Source organism: Solidesulfovibrio sp. DCME (assembly GCF_049995385.1).
GTDB lineage: Bacteria > Desulfobacterota > Desulfovibrionia > Desulfovibrionales > Desulfovibrionaceae > Solidesulfovibrio.
Map to the genome: position 1 here is coordinate 3,906,057 of NZ_CP188261.1, position 16,796 is coordinate 3,922,852.

Genomic DNA, 16,796 nt, shown 5'->3' on the forward strand with positions numbered 1-16,796 from the left:
TCGTCCCCCTAAGCGCCGCCTGCGCGGGTCGTTTTGTTTTCACCTCGCCCGGTTTCGCGCGGGCGTTATTTCTTCTTCATGATCTCGTCGGCCAGGGCCGTCGGGACCTTCTCGTAGTGATCGAACTGCATGCTGAAGGTGGCCCGGCCCTGCGACTTGGAGCGCAGGTCCGTGGCGTAGCCGAACATGGAGGAAAGGGGCACGTGGGCGGTGATGATCTGCGCCCCGGCTCGGGAATCCATCTTGGCGATGCGGCCGCGGCGACCGTTTAAGTCACCCATGACGTCGCCCATGTACTCTTCCGGCGTGACCACTTCCACGGCCATGATGGGCTCGAGCAGCACCGGTCCGGCCTTCTGCACGGCTTCCTTGAAGCACTGGGAGGCGCAAATGAAAAACGCCTGCTCCGAGGAGTCGACTTCGTGGTAGGAGCCGAAGACCAGCTTGGCCCGGATGTCGACCAGCGGGAAGCCGGCGATCACCCCGCCCTTCATGGCGTTCTGGATACCTTTGTCCACGGCCGGGATGTATTCCTTGGGGATGACGCCACCCACGATGCCGTTGATGAATTCGTAGCCGCCATCGTCCTTGGGCTCGATCTCCAGCACCACGTGGCCGTACTGGCCGCGACCGCCGGTCTGCTTGACGTAGCGCAGATCGTTCTTGATGCCCTTGGTGATGGTCTCGCGGTAGGCGACCTGGGGGGCGCCCACGTTGGCATTGACGCCGAACTCGCGCATGAGCCGGTCGACGATGATCTCCAGGTGCAGCTCGCCCATGCCGGCGATCAGCGTCTGGCCGGATTCCTCGTCGGACTTGACGCGGAAGGAGGGGTCCTCCTTGGCCAGCTTGCCGAGCGCCTGGGACAGGGCGTCGCGGTCGGCCTTGGTCTTGGGTTCGATGGCCACCTCGATGACGGGCTCGGGGATGGTCAGCGACTCCAGGGCCACGGGGCGGTTTTCCGCGCACAGCGTGTCGCCGGTGGACGTGATCTTCATGCCCACGGCGGCCACGATGTCGCCGGCCTCGGCGTCTTTTATCTCTTCACGCTTGTTGGCGTGCATCTTGAGCAGGCGGCCGATGCGCTCCTTCTTGCCGGTGTTGGCATTGAGCACGGTCATGCCGGACTCGATGCGGCCGGAGTAGATGCGCAGAAAGGTCAGGTGGCCGATGAACGGGTCGCTCATGAGCTTGAACGCCAGGGCGGCCAGGGGCAGCTTGGGGTCGCACGGGCACTCGATGACCTTTTCCGCGTCGTCGGGATCGTGGCCCTGCATGGCCGGGATGTCGACGGGCGAAGGCAGGAAATCGACCACGGCGTCGAGCAGGGGCTGCACACCCTTGTTCTTGAAGGCCGAGCCGCACAGCACCGGGCAGATGGCCAGGCTGATGGTGGCCTTGCGGATGCCGGCCACGAGCTCCTCGGGGGTGAGTTCCTCGCCGCCGAGGTACTTCTCCATCAGCGTCTCGTCTTCCTCGGCGATGGCCTCGACCATGTGCAGGCGCAGCTCTTCGTAGCGGTCCAGGAGGTCGGCGGGGATGTCCTTGTAGACATACTCCTTGCCCATGGACTCGGTGTCGAAATAGACGGCCTTGCCCCGGATCATGTCCACCACGCCCTCGAAGTTCTCTTCGGAGCCGATGGGGATCTGCAGGGGCACGGGCTTGGCGCCGAGGCGGTCACGGATCATGTCCACGCAACGGAAGAAGTCCGCGCCGATGCGGTCCATCTTGTTGACGAAGCTCATGCGGGGAACGCGGTAGCGCTCGGCCTGGCGCCAGACCGTTTCGGACTGGGGCTCGACGCCCGAGACGGCGTCGAACACGGCGACCGCCCCGTCGAGAACACGCAGGGAACGTTCCACCTCGATGGTAAAATCCACGTGGCCGGGCGTGTCGATGATGTTGATGCGGTGGTCACGCCAAAAGCAGGTGGTGGCGGCGGAGGTGATGGTGATGCCGCGCTCCTGTTCCTGGACCATCCAGTCCATGGTGGCCTGGCCATCATGGACTTCGCCTATCTTGTGCGACACCCCGGTGTAATAGAGAATACGTTCGGTGGTGGTCGTCTTCCCGGCATCGATGTGAGCCATGATGCCGATATTGCGTTGCCGCTCAATGGGTACAGTCTTAGACACGACGCTATCCTTGTGCGACTACCACCGGTAATGGGCAAACGCCTTGTTGGCGTCGGCCATGCGGTGCGTATCCTCTTTCTTTTTCACGGCCCCGCCGCGATTGTGATAGGCATCGAGCAGTTCGCCCGACAGCTTCTCCGCCATTCCCTTCTCGCCGCGGTTGCGGGCGTTGCTGACGAGCCAGCGCAGGGCCAGGGTCAACTGCCGCTCGGGCCGCACTTCCATGGGCACCTGATAGGTGGCGCCGCCCACGCGCCGGGGCTTGACTTCCATGTGCGGCTTGACATTGGCCACGGCTTTCTCGAAGGCCTTCAAGGGATCTTCGCCGGACTTTTCGGCCAGCACGTCCACGGCCTTGTAGAAAAGGCCTTCAGCCACGCCCTTCTTGCCGTCGTACATGAGCCGGTTGATGAACTTCATCACCAGATGGCTGCCATACTTGGGATCGGGCAGCACCGAGCGTTTGGATACGGAACCTTTGCGCGGCATACGCGTCTTCTCCTTTGACCGGAATTACTTGGGCCGCTTGGCGCCGTACTTGGAACGGCCCTGGCGGCGATCGGACACGCCGGCGGTATCGAGCGTGCCGCGGATGATGTGGTAACGCACACCGGGAAGGTCCTTGACGCGGCCGCCCCGGATCATCACCACCGAGTGTTCCTGCAGGTTGTGGCCTTCGCCCGGGATGTACGAGGTCACCTCGATGCCGTTGGTCAGGCGCACGCGGGCGACCTTGCGCAAAGCCGAGTTCGGCTTTTTGGGCGTGGTGGTGTACACGCGGGTGCACACACCCCGGCGCTGCGGGCAGGCTTGCAGGGCAGGCGTCTTGCGGCGCTTGGCCACCTTGGCCCGCTCCTTGCGGATAAGTTGATTGATCGTGGGCATAGCCGTCTCCGTTCAATAGAAATCGTAGTGTATGGCAAAGACAGAGGCATATAGACCCCCCGCCGCCCCGTGTCAAGCGGCAATGGGCCTGCCAGCGAAAAAAACGAGCCCTCCCGCCCGACACGGGCGGGAGGGCTTGACTAGTTACCCTACTTGTCCGGGTTTGTCAGCCTAGAAAGTGATGCGCAGCCCGGCATGACCACCCCAACCGTCGAGGCCGGCCTGGTCGAAGCCGATCCGCTGATAGCGGCCGGCCAGCTCGAAGGACACGCTCGGCGAGAAGGCCACGGTGAAGCCGATGTCCACGGGCAGGGTCGGGTTGGAGTAGTTGCCGCGGTGACCGTCGGAATAGTACGGGACGCGGTCGCCGGAGAACAGGCCGCCGATACCGGTACCGATGTAGAAAGCCGCCTTGTCGGTGCGCACCGGATAGTAGCGGATCAGCGCATTGGCGCCGAAAGCCCAGGGATTCTGGGAATAGCCGTCGTTGCTGACCGCGGTGTACAGGAAATTCCCGGCCGCCGTGTTACGGTCGATCTTGCGCTGGTTGAACGAATAGGCCAGGGCCTCCAGGCCGATGGACAGGCCGTCCATGACGAAATAGCCGCCACTGGCGCCGAAGGTGAAGTACGATTCAACCGCCTTCTGGCCTGTGCCGTAGAAGCCAAACTCCGGTGCCACATAGGCGGTGCCCGCCTCACCAATGGCGAACGAACGGGACGGCAACACCGTCAAACCGATCATCACGGCCAATGCCAGCACCATGATCTTCTGCAAGCGCGCGTTCATGGCCTTCCTCCTTGACTCTCTACACGTTAAGCGTTGCGGTCCGTCGGCGAGGCGTCCCTGCTCGGTGCGGCGAAGGTATAACCGCCGCATCAGCCCGCCTGGGTTAAGACATAAGTCGCCTTCGGTTTTTGACCAGAGGCCGGGCGTCTTTTCCTCCCCAGGAAAGATACCCGGCCGGACTCTTGCCTCATTGCCGTTTATCAAACTGCGAAAGGGCATGCAAGCGGCGTTTTGCGCCTCCCGCCCCGGGAGGGCCGTCCCCGAAACGGCTTGCCTTCCCACCACCATTCCGGTATGTTAGACAATATTGCCGACGCGGACAGGGGGAAACCATGGACGAAAAAAAGCCTTTCGGCGTCGACCTGGAAGAGCAGCTGGCCAAATACAAGGCCAAGATCGAATCCGCCCGCGAGGCGGCCCGGGAACAAGGGCCCGACTTTTTCGACCGCTGGGCCGGCGAACTCGAGCACATGCTCGAAAAATACGACAAGGCCCGCTACAAACTGACGCTGCTGCGCAAAGGCGGCGGTGACGCCCTGACCGAACTGCGCGACGGCGTCGAGGCCGCCCTGACCGAACTCAAGGCCGCCGTCTCCCGGGCCAAGGGCAAATTCTAACCCGGCCGCCGCTACCGCTCGGCCGCCCGGCGCCCCACCCCACGCTTCCCGGCGTACCCGTCCCGGCGCCCCACCACATCCTTCCCGGCACCCCACCGCTGACGCCTCGGCCCAGCCTGGGCGGCTTCGCGAAAGCGGCCTCCGGGCGGAAGGATGCGTACGCCCCGGCCCACCAGGGCTGCCGGTCCGGCAGGCCAGGGCTGCCTCGCGCAAGCGGTCAGCCTACCCGGGCGGCACACTTGCCCCCCGGCCCGGCCATGGCCGCCTCACCAGTACGGCCGCTCCGGGCGAGTGCCCGGCGCGACGGCTCAGGGCCCGGGCCAGGCGTCCACCAGGTAGCCCCCCTCCCAGACGATCACCAGCAGCCAGAAGGCGATGCCGATGCCCGCCCCGGCGGCGGCCATGTCCTTGATGGCCCTGATGCGCTTGTCCTCGTGGGCGACCAGGAAGTCGCACACGCCCTCGATGGCGGAATTGACGAGCTCCACGGCCAGCATTTGCCCCGTGGCCACGAGCACAATGAGAAAATCCCGCCAATGGCCGGCCCAGGCGAAAATGGCCAGCACCGCCACCGAGACCGCCACCTTCCAGGCCACGCTCGCGTCGTAGAGCACGGCGAAACGCAGGCCCGACAGAACCACCAGGACCTTGCGCACCGGATGCCAGCCCGGCTCGCCGGTCCCGAGAAATTTGTTGCGCACCGCCGCCCTCCCCGCTCGACTACCTTCCCTCCTTGTACGACAGCCCCGCCTCAGCGGCAAACGGGTTTGGGGTTGTCGGGCAAGGTGGCCGGGTTCCACGGCCGCTCCACCCCGGCGGCTGCCGGTCGGCAAAATTTTCCGCCCCCTGCAAACACAAAAGGCGGCCCAATGGGAACCGCCCTTCGTGTCGCGGCCATCGCCGGCCGAAAACGCTTCCGTTTACGCGTCCACAGACAAGCCGCTTTGCTGCGCGGTCAGGTCGAACAGCCCCTGCTGCTGCTGGGCGGCATAGCGGTTCGTCCCGTAGCGGTTGGCGGCGTACTGCCCGATCAGGTCGGACAGCCCCTGGCCCTCGGTCAGGGACGAACCGAACGTGCTGCCCTTTGCCGTGGAGGAAAAGGGAATCTCCTTGGTGGACTGGCTGACGAGGTTGCCGTCGGCGTCCGTCACGGTGGTGGTTTCCTCGATGCCCTCGGACGTGAAGCTCATGGTCACGGTGGTGGTGTTGCCGCTGCTGTCCGACGACCCGGACGATCCGGACGAGCCCGAGGCGGAGGCAGACGACGAGGCACTGGACGTCGTGCTGTCGGTGCTGCTCGAAGTGGTCGTGGTGCTCGACGCGGTATCCGAGGCGGAGGCGGCCGTGGTGGTGGGCGCGGTCGTCGACGTGCTGGAGGCAAGCAGGTTGCCCGCGGCGTCGTAGCTGGCGCTTTCGGTCATCGAACCGCCGTCGGGGCCGTTTCGGGTCATGGTGGTGCTGACGCTGCCGTCCGAGGCGGTCAGGGTGGTGCCGGTCTCCAGGATATTGCCGTCGGCGTCGGTGAGGGTTTCGGTTTCCTTGAACCCGTCGTCGGTGTTTTCCCCGGTGATGGTCCGGGTGGAGGTCTTGCCCGACGGGTCGGTCATGGTGATGGTGGTAGTGTAGGAGCCGTCGGTGTTTTCGACGGTTTGTTCCGTGCCCACCTGGTTGCCGGAGGCATCGGTCAGGGTGGCGGTGGTGGTGGTCGAGCCGTCGTCGTTGGTGGTGGTGCTTTCGGTGCGGGTCAGTTCGCCGCCCTGCCCGCCCGATCCACCCTGGGCGCCGTCCATGGGCGGCGGCGGGGGCATGTCCTCGGCCTCGCCCTGGCTGCCGCTGGTGAGCATACCCGTTTCCATGTCGTAGGACAGGGAGCCGTTGCCGGACAGGAGGGCGGTGAGGATGTCGTTGAAACTCCCGACGGAGCTCGACGAGGACGACGAGGACCCGGAAGAAGTTGCCGACGTGGCGTCGGAGGCGTCGCTTCCCTGCGACAGGAGACTCAGGATGGACGACTGGCTGTCGGTGGACGAGGACTGCCCGTAACTGGCAAGCAGTTGCTGGAGCCAATAGTCGCTGGAGGACTGGCTTATCGAAGATACGCTCATGTCCATCTCCTTTGAGCGGGAATTTATTGCCTGGCGTGGCGTTCCCCGCGTGGAGAGTGGCAAGAGGCGTGCCGAATCATGGAAGAAACTGCCGACGCGACGGCCGGCGACTGGTTACAAGCAAGTCATGGGCCAAGACAAAAAAAACAGGCCCGGGCCGACTGCCGCCGGTCCGGGCCTGGAAATGGCCGCCAGTCGCGCCTCGTGCCCCGCCTTCGCAGAGGTCCTCTCCATTCTCGCGGGAGACACTGCGGCATGACTTTTTTTCTTAAAAAATACTTTCGTATTTTTTAAGGGGCACAACACTACCCGCCGAGGTAGGCCTTTTTCACCTCGGGGTCGCGCCGCAGTTCCTCGGCCGTGCCCGAGGTCTTGATCTCGCCGGTATCGAGGACGTAGCCCCGGTGGGCGAACGATAGGGCCACTTTGGCGTTCTGCTCGATGAGCAGGATGGTCAGCCCCAGTTCGTTGAGCTTTTTGAGCGTGCGGAACATTTCATACATCAAAAGCGGCGCCAGGCCCATGCTCGGCTCGTCGAGCAGGATGAAGTCGCAGCCGGTCATGATCGCCCGGCCCACGGCCAGCATCTGCTGCTCGCCGCCGGAGAGCGATTCGCTGCGCTGCTTGCGCCGCTCGGACAGGCGCGGAAAAAGCGACAGCACCCGGTCGAGGTCCCGGCCCACGGCCTCCTCGCCGTCGGTGCGGGCGTAGGTGGCCATCACCAGGTTCTCCATGACCGTGAGGTTGCCGAAGATACGGCGGCCCTCGGGCGAGAGGTCCATGTGGAGCTTGCGGACCACGTCGTGAGGCTCCATGCCGAGAATGGACTTCCCGTCGTACTTGATGTCGCCCTCCACCACCTTGGGGGCTTCGGGGGGCGGCAGACGCATGATGGAGAGCAGCGTGGTGGTCTTGCCCGCGCCGTTGGCCCCAATGAGCGTGACGATCTCCCCCTTGTTCACATGGAAGGAGATGCCGTGCAGGGCCTCGATATTGCCGTACTTGACCCGGAGGTTTTCAACGGAGAGCAGCATCAGATTGTATCGTCTCCCAGGTAGGCTTTGATGACCTCGGGGTTGTTCTGGATGGCCTCGGGCGTGCCTTCGGCGATGGTGGCCCCGAAATCGATGACCTTGATCCACTCACACAGGCTCATGACCACGTCCATCTGGTGCTCGATCATCCAGATGGCCAGGCCGAAATCCTTGTGGATGTCGGCGATGAGCTTGATGAGCCCCTCCACGTCGGCGGAGTTGAGCCCGGCGGCGGGCTCGTCGAGCATGAGCAGGGAAGGCTTGATGGACAGCGCCCGGGCGATCTCGACCAGCCGCTGCACGCCGTAGGGCAGGTTTTTCGGGTATTCGTGGGCGACCTCCCGCAGCCCCAGGCGGGTGAGGACCTCCATGGCATGGTCCTCGATGTCGCGCTCGGCCCGCATGTAGCGCGGGGTGCGCAGGAAGCAGTCGAGCAGGCCGTAGCCCAGGGCATGGTGCTGGGCGATGCGGATATTATCCAGCACGGTCATCTCGAACCACAGCCGGATGTTCTGAAAGGTGCGGGCGATGCCCCGGGCCGTGACCTGGTGGGGCTTAAGCCCCTTGATGGACTGGCCCTTGAAGAGGATCTCGCCGCGCGTGGGCTTGTAAAAGCCGCTGACGAGGTTGAAGACCGTGGTCTTGCCCGCGCCGTTGGGGCCGATAAGGGCCACCAGCTGCCCGGTCTCCAGGGCGACGGAAAACTCCGACACGGCGCACAGCCCGCCGAAGTACTGCGTCATTTCACTCACTTCCAAAAGCGCCACGGCCTACCCCTTGAACGTGTAGAATTTGCGCAATCCCGGAAACACATCCGCCAGTTCCCGCCGGCCCATGATGCCTTCGGGGCGAAACTGCATGAGAAGGACCAGCAGCAGCGGAATGGCCACCCACTTGATGATCTGCAGGGGCCGCAACGCCTCCATCAGCAGCGTGACGAGGATGGCCGAGATCACGGAGCCGGACAGCGAGCCCATGCCGCCGAGATAGACCATGACCATGATTTCGGTGGATTTGAGGATGGTAAACGACCCCGGGTTCACGTAGCCGAGGATGTGGGCGAAAAGCCCGCCGGCCAGCCCGGCCAGGCCGCAGGAGACCATGAAGGCCACCAGTTTGACCCGGTCGGTGTTGACGCTCATGATCTCGGCCGCGATCTCGTCCTGGCAGATGGCGTCTACGCCCTTGCCGAAGGTGGAGTAGATGAAGCGCCGGATGAGCCAGACGGCGAAGATGGTGCCGACGATGACCCAGATCATGATCCAGGGCAGGCTGGCCGTGTCGTTCATGGAATTCATGACCGCGGACATGCCCATGAACCCCCTGGCCCCGCCGATGATGCCGATGTTCTCGATGGTGGACTTGACGATGTAGGCGGCGGCGATGGTGATAATGGCCAGGTAGTCGCCCCGGGTCTTAAACGACGGGATGGCAACGAGCAGCCCCACCAGGGAGGCGGCCAGGGAGCCGACCAGCAGCACCACCGGGAACAGCCACACGGCCATCTGCGGCCCCAGCAGCGGCTCGCCGAAGGCGGCCGACTTGGCGAAAAGGGCCACGGACAACACCGAGGAGACATAGGCGCCCACGGCCATGAAGCCGGCGTGGCCGCAGGAGAATTCGCCCATGTTGCCGTTGATGATATTGAGGCTCGAGGACAGGATGATGTTGACGCCCATGAACATGACCACCGACTGCCAGTAGATGTTCATGGTTCCGGATTTGGAGGCCCAGACCAGCACGGCAAAAACGACGGCCAGCAGGGCGGGGACGGTCAGGCGCTTCATGGCGGGTCTCCCTGGCTGGTCCTAGATTTTGGTCCGACGGGCCACGCCGAAAAGGCCGGTCGGTCGGATGGACAGGATGAGCAGCAAAATGGAAAAGGCGATGAGGTCGCGGAAGGTGGAGGGGAAAAAGGCCACCACCATGATCTCCACGAACCCAAGCAGAAACCCGCCGGCAAAGGCCCCGGCAATGGAGCCTATGCCGCCGACCACGGCCGCGATGAAGGCCTTCCAGCCAATGAGCGCCCCCATGTAGGGGTCGAGCACCGGATAGGTCATGGCAAAAAAAAGCCCGGCCAGCCCGGCGAAGCCCGAGCCCAGCACGAAGGTGAAGACGATGACCGTGTCGGCCGGAATGCCCATCAGCGGCACGGCGAAACGGTCGTAGGAGATGGCCCGCATGGCCATGCCGATCTTCGTGCGGGTGACGATGAAGTGCAGGAGCAGAAAGGACAGGATGGCCACGCCGATGACCATCAGCTTGATGTTGGTCACGGTGACGCCGAAAAAGGTGTAGACGGTGGTCGGGATGAGCGTGGGGAAGCTTTTGCGGCTGGCGCCGAGCAGGGCCAGGTTGCCGTTTTCCAGGATCAGCCCGCACATCAGCGCCGTGATGACGACGTAGAGGCGGTTGACGCCCTTGCGCCGCAGGGGCCGGTAGGCCACGCGTTCCAGGGTCACGCCGACCACGGCGGTCAGCAGCATGGTCAGGGGCACGGCCAGGGCCAGCACCAGCCAGCCGGGCAGGCCGGGGATGCCGCCGAACTTGCCGAGGAACAGCATGGACACGAAAAAGGCGATGTAGGCCCCGACCATGAAGATGTCGCCGTGGGCGAAGTTAATCAGCAGCAGCACGCCGTAGACCAGGCAGTAGCCAAGGGCGATCAGGGAATAGAAACTTCCCCACTGCAGGGCATTGAGCAGGTTTTGCAAGAGGCTTTGCAGCAACGGAGACCCCCTTGGCGCGAGTTGTGGCCTGTCCGGCGGGCGAAGTCGCCAGCCGGCCGAAATGTTGCTTCATGGCGTCCGGGACGCGCCCCCGAGGGCGGCGTCCCGGACGCGCCGGCGGCCGGCGGATGCCGGTCCGGGGCTACGGGCAAACGGACTTGTAGAAGGCGAACTTGCCGGCGTCGTCGATTTTCACCACCACGGCGCACTTGATCGGGTCATGGTCGCCCGTGGCCGGGTAGGACATGTCGCCGGTGATGCCCTCGAACTTCTTGATGCCGGCCATGGCCTTCATGAGGGCCTCGCGGTCCTTGGCCATGTCGCCGCTGATGGCGGGCATGGACTGGACGGCGGCGAGCATCAGGTTGGCGCCGTCCCAGGTCAGGGCGGCGACGTCGTCGGGGGTCTTCTTGTAGAGCTTGGTGTACTCGTCGATGAATTCCTTGGTCTTGCCCTTGGCGCCGGCGGCGGCGTAGTGGGTGACGAAGAAAAAGCCCTTGCAGTCGTCGCCGCAAAGGCCCATCAGGTCGCCGGAACCCCAGGAGTCGCTGCCGAGCACGGGCTTGTTAAATCCCAGCGACTTGGCCTGCTTCACGATCAGCGGCACCTCGTTGTAGTACTGGGGCACGAACAGCACGTCGGCGCCGGACTTGGCGATATTGGTCAGCTGGGCCGAGAAGTCCACGTCCTTGGTGGTGAAGGTCTCGAAGGCGACCACGGAGCCGGGGCCGTTGATCTTTTCAAAGGCGGCCTTGAAGTCCTCGGCCAGGCCCTTGGGGTAGTCGGAGGCGATGTCGTAGAGGACCGCGGCCTTTTTGGCCTTGAATTCCTCGGAGGCGAACTTGGCGGCGGTGGGGCCCTGGAAGGTGTCCAGGAAGCAGCCGCGGAAGACGTAGGGGCGGTTTTTGGTGGTGTTGGGGTTGGTGGACCAGGGGGCCATCATCGGGGCCTTGAGGTCATTGGCGGCTTCGCCGGCCGGAACGGCCTGCTTGCTGGACTGGGGGCCGACCATGCCCAGGACGTTGTCCTGGGTGATGAGCTTGCGGGCGGCGGACAGGGCGGATTCGGCCTTGGACTCGTTGTCCTCGTAGACGAATTCCACCAGGTACTTCTTGCCGCCGACTTCGATGCCGCCGGCGTCGTTGATCTTTTTCTTGAGCATCTCGGCGGCGTTTTTCGACGATTCGCCGACGTCCGGGATGTCGCCGGTCATGGGGATGTTGAAACCCAGTTTGATGGTGTCCGCGGCGCGGGCCGGCGCGGCCATCCCGAGGACGAGAAAAAGGGCAATGAGCCAGGACCTTTTCATGAACGCCTCCTGTTTACAGTCGATTTCAAGGACTTACGGACAACGATAAGTTCCTGTGGCCATACATGATCTCGGCCGGGATGGGAATCCCCCGCTCCCCCATTTGACACATATTTGTGAAATAACACCGGGAGAAGACACGTTTTTCCCCTCCCGGCCGGGTAACGGGGCGCCTGCCGCGCCCCGTCCCATACAGGGGATATTGTTACCAAAACAACCATTCTCCCGTGCGGTTGCCCCCTGGAACCCAACGCCCCCGTGCTCGGGCACGGCCCTAGGCCAGGGCCGCCTCCACCGGCGTCAGCGGCAGGTCGAAGGCCTCGGCCACGCCGGCGAAGGTCAGCATGCCGGCATGGGTGTTGAGGCCAAGCGCCAGGGCGCTGTCCTCGCGCAGGGCGCCGATGCCCTTGGCCGCGAGCTTGATGGCATAGGGCAGGGTCTGGTTGCACAGGGCGTAGGTCGAGGTGCGGGGCACGGCGCCGGGCATGTTGGCCACGCCGTAGTGGACCACGCCGTCGATGACGTAGGTCGGGTCGGCGTGGGTGGTGGCCTTGATGGTTTCCACGCAGCCGCCCTGGTCCACGGCCACGTCCACGATGACCGAGCCTTCCTTCATGGTGGGCAGCATGTCCCGGGTGACCAGGTGCGGGGCCTTGGCGCCGGGGATGAGCACGGCGCCGATGAGCAGGTCGGCGTAGGTCACGGCCTTGCGGACGTTGGCCTCGTTGCTGGACATGGTGACCACGCGGCCCTGGTAGATGTCGTCGAGGTACTGGAGCCGGGCGTGATTGATGTCGAGGACCGTCACCTGGGCGCCCATGCCGACAGCCAGTTTGCAGGCGTTGGACCCGACCACGCCGGCGCCGACCACCACCACCGAGGCCTGGGGCACGCCGGGCACGCCGCCGAGCAAAATGCCGCGGCCGCCCTGGGATTTTTCCAGGGCGTGGGCGCCGACCTGGGGAGCCATGCGGCCGGCGACCTCGCTCATGGGGATCAAAAGCGGCAGGGCGCCGTCAGGCAACTGCACGGTCTCGTAGGCCACGCCCGTGGTGCCCGAGGCCAGCAGCGCGTCGGTCAGGGCCCGGTCGGCGGCCAGGTGCAGGTAGGTGAAAAGCAGCAGGTCCTTGCGCAGGTATTTGTACTCGCAGGCGATGGGCTCCTTGACCTTGATGACCATCTGGGCGCCCCAGGCCGCGGCGGCGTCCACGAGTGTGGCCCCGGCCTTGGCGTACTGCTCGTCGGCCAGCCCCGAACCCAACCCGGCCCCGGCCTCGACCAGGACGTCGTGCCCGCGCCGGACCAGGGTGGCCACGGCTCCGGGGGTCATGGCGACGCGATTTTCCAGGGTTTTGATTTCCTTGGGGATACCGATGATCATAGGACTTCCTCGCTGGGAAATTTTTTGCATGGTTGGGCTTCCCTTCGGCCCGGGCGCGCTCGAAGCGGGGGCGTGCCCGTTTTGGTTGGCTGTTTCTAAACGAATTTGCGGAAAATGACAATATTGTCCGAATAATCTTTGGCGAAACCCGGCTGGCCTCCAAAACCGTTCTGCGTTATGGGCTTTTCCCCGGCACCGCCCGGCGGCAATCCAGCAAAGGACATGTTCCGTATGAGCCATTTCGCCCGTTTGCGCATCACCTGCCCGGACAAACCCGGCATCGTGGCCTCGGTCACGGGGTTCCTCCACGCCCATGGGGCCAACATCATCGACCTGGACCAGCATTCCACGGACCCGGAGGGCGGGACGTTTTTCATGCGCCTGGAGTTTTACACGCCGTACATGGACATGTCGCGGGCGGCCTTCGAGACGGCCTTCGGCGAGGTGGTGGGGGCGCGGTTTTCCATGGACTGGCGCCTCGGCTACACCGACGTGCCCAAGCGGGCGGTGTTTTTGGCCTCGCGCCACGACCATTGCCTGATGGAGCTTCTGTGGCGCCACGCCCGGGGCGAGCTGCCCTGCGAGATCGCCCGGGTCATCAGCAACCACGAGGATCTGCGCGGCAGCGTGGAAAGCTTCGGCGTGCCGTTTACCTGCGTGCCCGTCGGCGACGCCGGCATGGCCGAGGCCGAGGCCAGGATGGCGGAGCTTTTGGGCGAGGACACGGACCTGCTGGTGCTGGCCCGCTACATGCGGATACTTTCGGCGGAGTTCCTGCGGCCCTACGAGCACCGGGTCATCAACATCCACCATTCGTTTCTGCCGGCCTTCGTCGGGGCCGACCCCTACCGCCAGGCCCACGACAAGGGGGTCAAGCTCATCGGGGCCACGGCCCACTACGTCACGGCCGAACTCGACGCCGGCCCGATCATCGAGCAGGACACGGCCCGGGTCACCCACCGTTTTTCCGTGGCCGACCTCAAGGCCACGGGTAGCGACCTGGAGCGCACGGTGCTGGCCCGGGCCGTCCAGTGGCACCTGGAGGACCGGGTGATCGTTTTCGGCAACAAGACAGTGGTATTTCGGTAGAAAATCAGGCTGTTTCGCCGGACGGCCTCCGGCCGTCCGGCGAAACAGCAAAGCCTACTGGGATGTCGGTTGTATGGCCGAGCGAAGGTCCTTGATGTCTTTTTCGAGGGAAAGCCGCTCTTTCTCCCTACGCAACTCATTGTTCGGATCTGTGCTACTGTAAACGGCCTGGATCAGGGCCGAACCTGCCGTACCCACCGCTTCGACTTGACTCATGTCGAGGGACTTGGTTTCCGTGCCGATGCTCTTCAGGGCCCCGGTATCGGCGAAAAACTCGAACGTGACTGCTGCATCCGAGGACCCCATGCGCGACGGCAAGGCCAATATGGGACCCCATTGGGCGACGGAAATGGTTTGTGGCTGCGTCTTCACGCCCGCATTATCGAACCAAGCATGAACCAGCGCCGGCATGCGGTAGTAAAGCCCCTGCACCCCCTTGGGCGGATCGGTTAGCGCTTCCTTGACGGCAAGGGCTGGATCGTTCGGCAACTGTTGCAGCATCAAAACCACACGCCTAGGATTTTTCACATCCCGCTCCTCAACCTTATCCAGAAATTTTGACGCTTCTTTATCCGCGAAGGCATCCTGGTATTTCGTATACAATTTGTCGTCTCGAAGCTCAAACAGGACAATGCTCTTTACTGCATTTGGCGAAATATCTCCAAGCTCTTCAGCCGTGAATATCTTCTTGAAAGTCAGAACAACTGTTTCATTTAAATTAGTCGATGATTTTAACTCCTTGATTACCTTATCTCCTTCCGCAACCCTTGCTTTGTATACATCTAGATTCCTGTCAACGCCGCCAACATTGCGACCAAAGACGAAATCTTCTCTCTTCAACGTCGCCTCATTGTAGCGCTTCTGTGCGTCATCAATCTGTTGCATCATTTTATTGAACAGTGCTTGACAGGCTACATTCCGCAACTTTTCCTTTTCCGCGGCCATTTCCTCCTTGGGCTGGCGGACGGGAGCAGCCTCCAACGTGGTGAGCGCGGCAAGCGGTGACACTGCCTCCGCCCCGACCGGTAAGCCAAACGCGGCGGGGATGATCTTGGCCAAGGCCGTGATGGATTTAACAACAAATTGCAGCGTATTATTTTTGGAAGAGAAGCTCCCGGAAACAAGCATGTGCTGTTCATTGAAATTCAAATTCTTTTTGGAATCCTTCAATAATGAGGAATTCGGATCAATGCTGAAAACATTATCTCCATCCGGAGCAGCCTGGAGAGACAATTTCATCTCGCCCACTCTCAACTCCGTTGTTATAGGATACGCTGTTTTTTTAAAAAATTTTACGCAATCATATTCGATGGCATGCAATTTATCATTGGCAATGGAATAACTAGCCTTTTGTAATGCTCCATTTTTAATTGTCACGGTGATCGGCACTTCCACGACGAGTTCCGTTTTGGGCAAGGCATAAATGAGGCCGACCTTGCCCTTTTCCAGCTGCTGGATCGGCGTCACCTTGTTCACTTTCGTGCAGCCCGCCGAGAGCATCAGGACCAAGACGCAAAGACCCAAAAGTCGCATCCGCTTGGCTTCCATGACCATCCCTCCTTTTGCCCAATGCATAGCACACGATAATAAATAATCAATAATAAATATATATCCATACTTCCTACACATCTTGCATCGGCTATGGCGCCCGACCGATGTCACGGATGTGACGGGCAGGATCGACAGAAGGGATTTCGCGGCCTCGCGGCTCGTGTCGTCGCGACGATGGCGGGGTGGGAAATGACAGTACCGGGTGATATCGTATGCACTAAACCGCTCGGCTTCATACGTCTCAGCCATTGCTCCCCTCCGTGTCGGCCGTCTCCAGGCAACCGAGCCGTTCCTATCAGAAAAGGCCGCCGATTTCACCCCCAAGCCCAAAGGCCGCGCCAGCGCGACGTCAATAGAAGGATTGATGGAAAAACAGACAAGCATTTCAAGAACAAACAAGGGAAATGAACATTTTCCCCTTGCCAGGCCTATTGCAATTCGATACTTTTTTTCATCTTGATCTCAAGTCGTAACGCTCCCGCGCCAGCCGCTCCTGCGGCCTGACGCGGCCTTGCGCGAACGACTCGCTTGGGGAGTCAAAAGAGAGTGCGCGCCGACCGTTTGCTACCGCCTCGCAGCCAGAACCGACGGATGCACTCCGACTATCGGGCCATTCCGGCCATCGCGCCGATGGAATCGTCCTGGGAAGGAGCGTAACCGGCGGTTTGTTTGACGACGGACCTCCGTACACGCTTCGCGTTCGCATTGACGTCAACCGTTTGGGAGTCCGTGTCTCATGTCCAAGAACATTTACGTTGGCAACCTGCCCTTCCGCACCACCGAGGAAAGCGTCCGCGACCTGTTCGCCCGCTACGGCGAAGTCCAATCCGTCAAACTGATCTCCGACCGCGAGACTGGCAAACCGCGCGGCTTCGGGTTCGTGGAGATGGATGACGACGCCGCCGCCGACGAGGCCATCCGCGCGCTGGACGGCGCCGAGTTCGAGGGCCGCAGCCTCAAGGTCAACGAGGCCAAGCCCCGCGCCCCGCGTCCGCCCCGCCGCCCGGCCTGGTAAGCCCGGCACACTCTTTCGCCTCCCGGGGCCGCTGTCCGTGCAACGGCCCCGGGATCCCGCCAGCGGCGGCTGCCGCCGCCCAACGACGCCCTGGTCCGGGACCGCCTTCCCGATCGTGGCGAAATTTTTCTTTTCGGGTGCGCCCGCCGCT

16 protein-coding genes are annotated in these 16,796 nt (G+C 62.9%); 3 read left to right on the top strand and 13 right to left on the bottom strand.

Annotation, left to right across the window (positions count from 1 at the left end; all coding sequences use genetic code 11):
• Positions 1-65 precede the first annotated feature (65 nt).
• From fusA to ACP59X_RS17290, 4 genes are all read right to left on the bottom strand, one after another.
• On the bottom strand, positions 66-2,138 hold the full coding sequence (gene fusA, locus ACP59X_RS17275) for an elongation factor G (RefSeq protein ID WP_428560732.1): 2,073 nt from the start codon (positions 2,136-2,138) through the stop codon (positions 66-68).
• A gap of 18 nt (positions 2,139-2,156) precedes the next feature.
• Positions 2,157-2,627 carry a 30S ribosomal protein S7 gene (gene rpsG / locus ACP59X_RS17280; protein ID WP_428560735.1) on the bottom strand — a complete coding sequence of 157 codons (471 nt, stop codon included), beginning with the start codon at positions 2,625-2,627 and terminating at the stop codon, positions 2,157-2,159.
• Between the two features lie 24 nt (positions 2,628-2,651).
• The gene (gene rpsL, locus ACP59X_RS17285) at positions 2,652-3,023 is read right to left on the bottom strand and encodes a 30S ribosomal protein S12 (RefSeq protein WP_300155079.1); all 372 of its coding nucleotides are present in this window, start codon (positions 3,021-3,023) and stop codon (positions 2,652-2,654) included.
• Between the two features lie 171 nt (positions 3,024-3,194).
• Positions 3,195-3,812: a hypothetical protein gene (locus ACP59X_RS17290; RefSeq protein WP_428560738.1), complete on the bottom strand. Its 618-nt coding sequence runs from the start codon at positions 3,810-3,812 to the stop codon at positions 3,195-3,197.
• Positions 3,813-4,144: 332 nt separating this feature from the next.
• Here ACP59X_RS17290 and ACP59X_RS17295 point away from each other — a divergent pair, with 332 nt between their 5' ends.
• Positions 4,145-4,429 carry a sll1863 family stress response protein gene (locus tag ACP59X_RS17295; RefSeq protein ID WP_428560741.1) on the top strand — a complete coding sequence of 95 codons (285 nt, stop codon included), beginning with the start codon at positions 4,145-4,147 and terminating at the stop codon, positions 4,427-4,429.
• Positions 4,430-4,737: 308 nt separating this feature from the next.
• Here ACP59X_RS17295 and ACP59X_RS17300 read toward each other — a convergent pair whose 3' ends face one another.
• The 8 genes from ACP59X_RS17300 to ald form a co-directional block, all read right to left on the bottom strand.
• On the bottom strand, positions 4,738-5,130 hold the full coding sequence (locus tag ACP59X_RS17300) for a diacylglycerol kinase (protein ID WP_428560743.1): 393 nt from the start codon (positions 5,128-5,130) through the stop codon (positions 4,738-4,740).
• A gap of 219 nt (positions 5,131-5,349) precedes the next feature.
• Complete coding sequence (locus tag ACP59X_RS17305; protein ID WP_428560746.1) at positions 5,350-6,534, bottom strand: hypothetical protein; 1,185 nt, start codon at positions 6,532-6,534, stop codon at positions 5,350-5,352.
• A 305-nt stretch (positions 6,535-6,839) separates the two neighbouring features.
• Positions 6,840-7,568, bottom strand: coding sequence for an ABC transporter ATP-binding protein (locus ACP59X_RS17310; protein WP_428560748.1), 729 nt, complete (start codon positions 7,566-7,568; stop codon positions 6,840-6,842).
• A complete protein-coding gene (locus ACP59X_RS17315; RefSeq protein ID WP_428560751.1) occupies positions 7,568-8,335 on the bottom strand; it encodes an ABC transporter ATP-binding protein in 768 nt (255 codons plus the stop codon). Before ACP59X_RS17315 ends, ACP59X_RS17310 begins: the two co-directional genes overlap by 1 nt.
• Positions 8,336-8,338: 3 nt before the next feature.
• Positions 8,339-9,355 (bottom strand): branched-chain amino acid ABC transporter permease, encoded by a 1,017-nt coding sequence (locus ACP59X_RS17320; RefSeq protein ID WP_428560754.1) that lies wholly within the window; start codon positions 9,353-9,355, stop codon positions 8,339-8,341.
• Between the two features lie 21 nt (positions 9,356-9,376).
• Positions 9,377-10,300 (bottom strand): branched-chain amino acid ABC transporter permease, encoded by a 924-nt coding sequence (locus ACP59X_RS17325; protein WP_428560757.1) that lies wholly within the window; start codon positions 10,298-10,300, stop codon positions 9,377-9,379.
• 142 nt (positions 10,301-10,442) lie between these two features.
• Positions 10,443-11,609: an ABC transporter substrate-binding protein gene (locus ACP59X_RS17330; RefSeq protein ID WP_428560760.1), complete on the bottom strand. Its 1,167-nt coding sequence runs from the start codon at positions 11,607-11,609 to the stop codon at positions 10,443-10,445.
• A 274-nt stretch (positions 11,610-11,883) separates the two neighbouring features.
• Positions 11,884-12,990, bottom strand: coding sequence for an alanine dehydrogenase (gene ald, locus ACP59X_RS17335; RefSeq protein ID WP_428560762.1), 1,107 nt, complete (start codon positions 12,988-12,990; stop codon positions 11,884-11,886).
• 231 nt (positions 12,991-13,221) lie between these two features.
• Here ald and purU point away from each other — a divergent pair, with 231 nt between their 5' ends.
• On the top strand, positions 13,222-14,079 hold the full coding sequence (gene purU / locus ACP59X_RS17340) for a formyltetrahydrofolate deformylase (RefSeq protein WP_428560764.1): 858 nt from the start codon (positions 13,222-13,224) through the stop codon (positions 14,077-14,079).
• A 54-nt stretch (positions 14,080-14,133) separates the two neighbouring features.
• Here purU and ACP59X_RS17345 read toward each other — a convergent pair whose 3' ends face one another.
• Positions 14,134-15,627, bottom strand: a complete 1,494-nt coding sequence (locus tag ACP59X_RS17345) for a hypothetical protein (RefSeq protein ID WP_428560766.1) — start codon at positions 15,625-15,627, stop codon at positions 14,134-14,136.
• 739 nt (positions 15,628-16,366) lie between these two features.
• Between ACP59X_RS17345 and ACP59X_RS17350 the strand changes: the two genes are divergently transcribed.
• Positions 16,367-16,645 carry an RNA recognition motif domain-containing protein gene (locus ACP59X_RS17350; RefSeq protein WP_323428645.1) on the top strand — a complete coding sequence of 93 codons (279 nt, stop codon included), beginning with the start codon at positions 16,367-16,369 and terminating at the stop codon, positions 16,643-16,645.
• Positions 16,646-16,796 lie beyond the last annotated feature (151 nt).

Bases quoted from the DNA above. Each gene is read 5' to 3' on its own strand.
- ACP59X_RS17295 (WP_428560741.1), top strand. From the start codon at position 4,145: ATGGACGAAAAAAAGCCTTTCGGCGTCGACCTGGAAGAGCAGCTGGCC.
- purU (WP_428560764.1), top strand. From the start codon at position 13,222: ATGAGCCATTTCGCCCGTTTGCGCATCACCTGCCCGGACAAACCCGGC.
- rpsL (WP_300155079.1), bottom strand. From the start codon at position 3,023: ATGCCCACGATCAATCAACTTATCCGCAAGGAGCGGGCCAAGGTGGCC.
- ACP59X_RS17350 (WP_323428645.1), top strand. From the start codon at position 16,367: ATGTCCAAGAACATTTACGTTGGCAACCTGCCCTTCCGCACCACCGAG.
- ACP59X_RS17345 (WP_428560766.1), bottom strand. From the start codon at position 15,627: ATGGAAGCCAAGCGGATGCGACTTTTGGGTCTTTGCGTCTTGGTCCTG.
- rpsG (WP_428560735.1), bottom strand. From the start codon at position 2,627: ATGCCGCGCAAAGGTTCCGTATCCAAACGCTCGGTGCTGCCCGATCCC.
- ACP59X_RS17320 (WP_428560754.1), bottom strand. From the start codon at position 9,355: ATGAAGCGCCTGACCGTCCCCGCCCTGCTGGCCGTCGTTTTTGCCGTG.
- ald (WP_428560762.1), bottom strand. From the start codon at position 12,990: ATGATCATCGGTATCCCCAAGGAAATCAAAACCCTGGAAAATCGCGTC.
- ACP59X_RS17290 (WP_428560738.1), bottom strand. From the start codon at position 3,812: ATGAACGCGCGCTTGCAGAAGATCATGGTGCTGGCATTGGCCGTGATG.
- ACP59X_RS17310 (WP_428560748.1), bottom strand. From the start codon at position 7,568: ATGCTGCTCTCCGTTGAAAACCTCCGGGTCAAGTACGGCAATATCGAG.
- ACP59X_RS17305 (WP_428560746.1), bottom strand. From the start codon at position 6,534: ATGAGCGTATCTTCGATAAGCCAGTCCTCCAGCGACTATTGGCTCCAG.
- ACP59X_RS17330 (WP_428560760.1), bottom strand. From the start codon at position 11,609: ATGAAAAGGTCCTGGCTCATTGCCCTTTTTCTCGTCCTCGGGATGGCC.